This is a genomic window from Virgibacillus carmonensis (assembly GCF_057836705.1).
On record NZ_JBYQFJ010000069.1, the window covers coordinates 1 to 2,273 of the forward strand.

The 2,273-nt window shown below is 37.4% G+C and carries 5 protein-coding genes; 4 read left to right on the forward strand and 1 reads right to left on the reverse strand.

The features are described from left to right. Positions 1-399: 399 nt before the first annotated feature. Both AC3G7N_RS20440 and AC3G7N_RS20445 read left to right on the forward strand, forming a co-directional pair. The gene (locus AC3G7N_RS20440) at positions 400-516 is read left to right on the forward strand and encodes a YjcZ family sporulation protein (RefSeq protein WP_489424008.1); all 117 of its coding nucleotides are present in this window, start codon (positions 400-402) and stop codon (positions 514-516) included. Positions 517-720: 204 nt separating this feature from the next. After that, on the forward strand, positions 721-1,026 hold the full coding sequence (locus AC3G7N_RS20445) for a hypothetical protein (protein ID WP_489424012.1): 306 nt from the start codon (positions 721-723) through the stop codon (positions 1,024-1,026). Here the strand turns inward: AC3G7N_RS20445 and AC3G7N_RS20450 are convergent. Further along, positions 982-1,098 carry a YjcZ family sporulation protein gene (locus tag AC3G7N_RS20450; RefSeq protein WP_489424009.1) on the reverse strand — a complete coding sequence of 39 codons (117 nt, stop codon included), beginning with the start codon at positions 1,096-1,098 and terminating at the stop codon, positions 982-984. The genes AC3G7N_RS20445 and AC3G7N_RS20450 overlap by 45 nt on opposite strands. 162 nt (positions 1,099-1,260) lie before the next feature. Between AC3G7N_RS20450 and AC3G7N_RS20455 the strand changes: the two genes are divergently transcribed. Both AC3G7N_RS20455 and AC3G7N_RS20460 read left to right on the forward strand, forming a co-directional pair. Then, positions 1,261-1,425, forward strand: a complete 165-nt coding sequence (locus tag AC3G7N_RS20455) for a hypothetical protein (protein ID WP_489424010.1) — start codon at positions 1,261-1,263, stop codon at positions 1,423-1,425. Positions 1,426-1,464: 39 nt separating this feature from the next. Next, the gene (locus AC3G7N_RS20460; RefSeq protein ID WP_489424011.1) at positions 1,465-2,052 is read left to right on the forward strand and encodes a ferritin family protein; all 588 of its coding nucleotides are present in this window, start codon (positions 1,465-1,467) and stop codon (positions 2,050-2,052) included. Positions 2,053-2,273: the final 221 nt, after the last annotated feature.

Below are 2,273 nucleotides of genomic sequence, written 5' to 3' on the forward strand. Positions count from 1 at the left end.
TGGTGGCTCATACTTATTATATGTACGCTACAACAGAATTTCTCTAGTCATTAATCCTTTTTAAATAATAAAAATTTAGGTGCTGGAACTTGGCATTCGTTCAAAAGGCTATGCAATAAAATATATAGTCTTTTTATTATGGTGAAATGTTAACTGTTTTCTTTTTTGAATACCATTCACCCTATACTGGCGAATAAAAAACAACACCGAAGAGCACAATTTTTGCGCAAGGTGTTCTTGCTATTTTTTAATAATGTACCTAGTACCGGAAGATATTTATTTTCATGTAGCGTATTTGTTGTCGAAGGAATATAGCCTCAAAACCCGGCGCTACTATATTTTTTACATCTGTCAACGTATTCCATTTCGCTTCTATTTTACGTCGTATCGCTGCTGTATATGTCAGAAGGCTATGGATATGGACATGGCAGTGGATTTGCGCTAGTCGTTGTATTGTTTATCTTGTTAATTATTATTGGAGCTTCGTACGGCGGTCATGGTGGCTACGGTTATTAAAACATTTTTAATTAAAAGGCGTTCATTTAAGAACGCCTTTTGGATACAATCTTTTTTAAAATAACTCTATAACTAGAGAGGAATGCCAATGGACAAGTATATCGATAGAAAAAGGAGAATATTTCCGAGAATTTATGGTACGTTTCCCGCGTTTTCAACCAAATTATCGAATGTAGTCTCAAACAATACATTTCTGGATTGTTTATGATTGCTGCACCATACTGGGTAAATGCCGATGATTGGCAGGTCGAGGCGTACACTCTGTCAGAAGATTTTGCTTCAAAACTCCCCTGGATACCGAAGATGTTCCTCTTCCATAGCCGTGACGATGAAATAGTGCCATTTGCACATCTTGGGCACTACGCGGAAAAGCTTCCACAGGCAATTACCCGGGCAACCGATGGCGATGACCATTCTTTCAGTGATGGATTGCCTGAACTTGTCGACGATATCAAAGGCTTGTTTTTAGTAGTAATCCTTGTTCACGAAAGAAACGCCTACAATAATTAACAAAATAAACAGGACAACGATTAACGCAAAATTATTGTCCTTCTTGTCATAATCATATTTATAATCACTCATTAAAATACCTCCCTCCCAATATAGCTACTATTAAATTATGTGGAAAGGTTGAGATTGTTTGGGCAAATCTCAAAGATAATCAAATATACGTTAACATAGGCCAAACTAGGAGAATATCCTAAGAGTGTAAAAGACGAGAACAGGAAAACAGTCAATTTGGCTATGGATATGATGATTATGACTACGACTACGATGATTACGGACGTCCTCGTAGAAGAAGATATCGTAGATTCCGTCGACGCCGTTTCCCATATTATTTATTTAGAAGATTATTCCGTTACCCTTATTGTCCTTCATAATTTGAATCAGCATAACTTTACGTTTTAAAGAATAATATACTCTAAACAGCGGAGAAGGAGTGTGTATATGGTTTCTTATGAAAAGTCTTTTCAGGACCGTGTTAATCGACGTTTGGATCAAATTGTGGCAGGGAGAGATAAATTTGATTTTTTTACATGTTCAGCAGGTTTACCTTATCCTCCCCTAAAGGTAAGACGTAAAGATCCGAAACAAGCTAGAATTTTACTTGATCTCTATGCTGGTGCAATCAGCGAATTTACCGCAGTCAATTCGTTCCGTTATCAATTCCTTGTGTCAAAGGATGCAAATAAAGCATTTAGCCGATTACTTGAATGTGTAACGTTAAACGAAGAGTTTCACGTTCGAACCTTGGCAAGATTAATTGACGAACTAGGGGGGAATCCTAAATACTTTGATTCAGATAAAACGTTTTGGGATGGATCTCTGGCTATTTACGGAACGAATGTAACAGACCGACTTCAGGGTGATATTGGTGCGGAAAAAGCTATCATTCAGCTCTATGAAGATACGGTTGACCAACTATCCGATCCCTTTGTCATAGACTTAGTAGAGCGATTAGGACTAGATGATGTGTTCCATCTACAACTTTTTCAGGAAGCATTACGCCGGTTCAAGCAAGGACAATTTAGATGACCCATAATCTAATATCGTTCGATTTACCGCGTTTCGTACTACATTAAAAGCTACCGGTAGAATCACTTTTACTTCACGCTAAATATGCCTAGTATTGACCATGATTTGAGAAGCCTGATCATCAAACACTTAGAAGGATTACGGGGATGATTCTTCTATGTATTTTCATTAACTCAACTTTCAGAGCGACCAATCTTAGTCCTCCGAAAGTTGAGTTTTTA

Coding starts and splice junctions, on each gene's coding strand:
- AC3G7N_RS20445 (WP_489424012.1), top strand. CDS start 721: ATGATTGCTGCACCATACTGGGTAAATGCCGATGATTGGCAGGTCGAG.
- AC3G7N_RS20440 (WP_489424008.1), top strand. CDS start 400: ATGTCAGAAGGCTATGGATATGGACATGGCAGTGGATTTGCGCTAGTC.
- AC3G7N_RS20450 (WP_489424009.1), bottom strand. CDS start 1,098: ATGAGTGATTATAAATATGATTATGACAAGAAGGACAATAATTTTGCG.
- AC3G7N_RS20460 (WP_489424011.1), top strand. CDS start 1,465: ATGGTTTCTTATGAAAAGTCTTTTCAGGACCGTGTTAATCGACGTTTG.
- AC3G7N_RS20455 (WP_489424010.1), top strand. CDS start 1,261: ATGGATATGATGATTATGACTACGACTACGATGATTACGGACGTCCTC.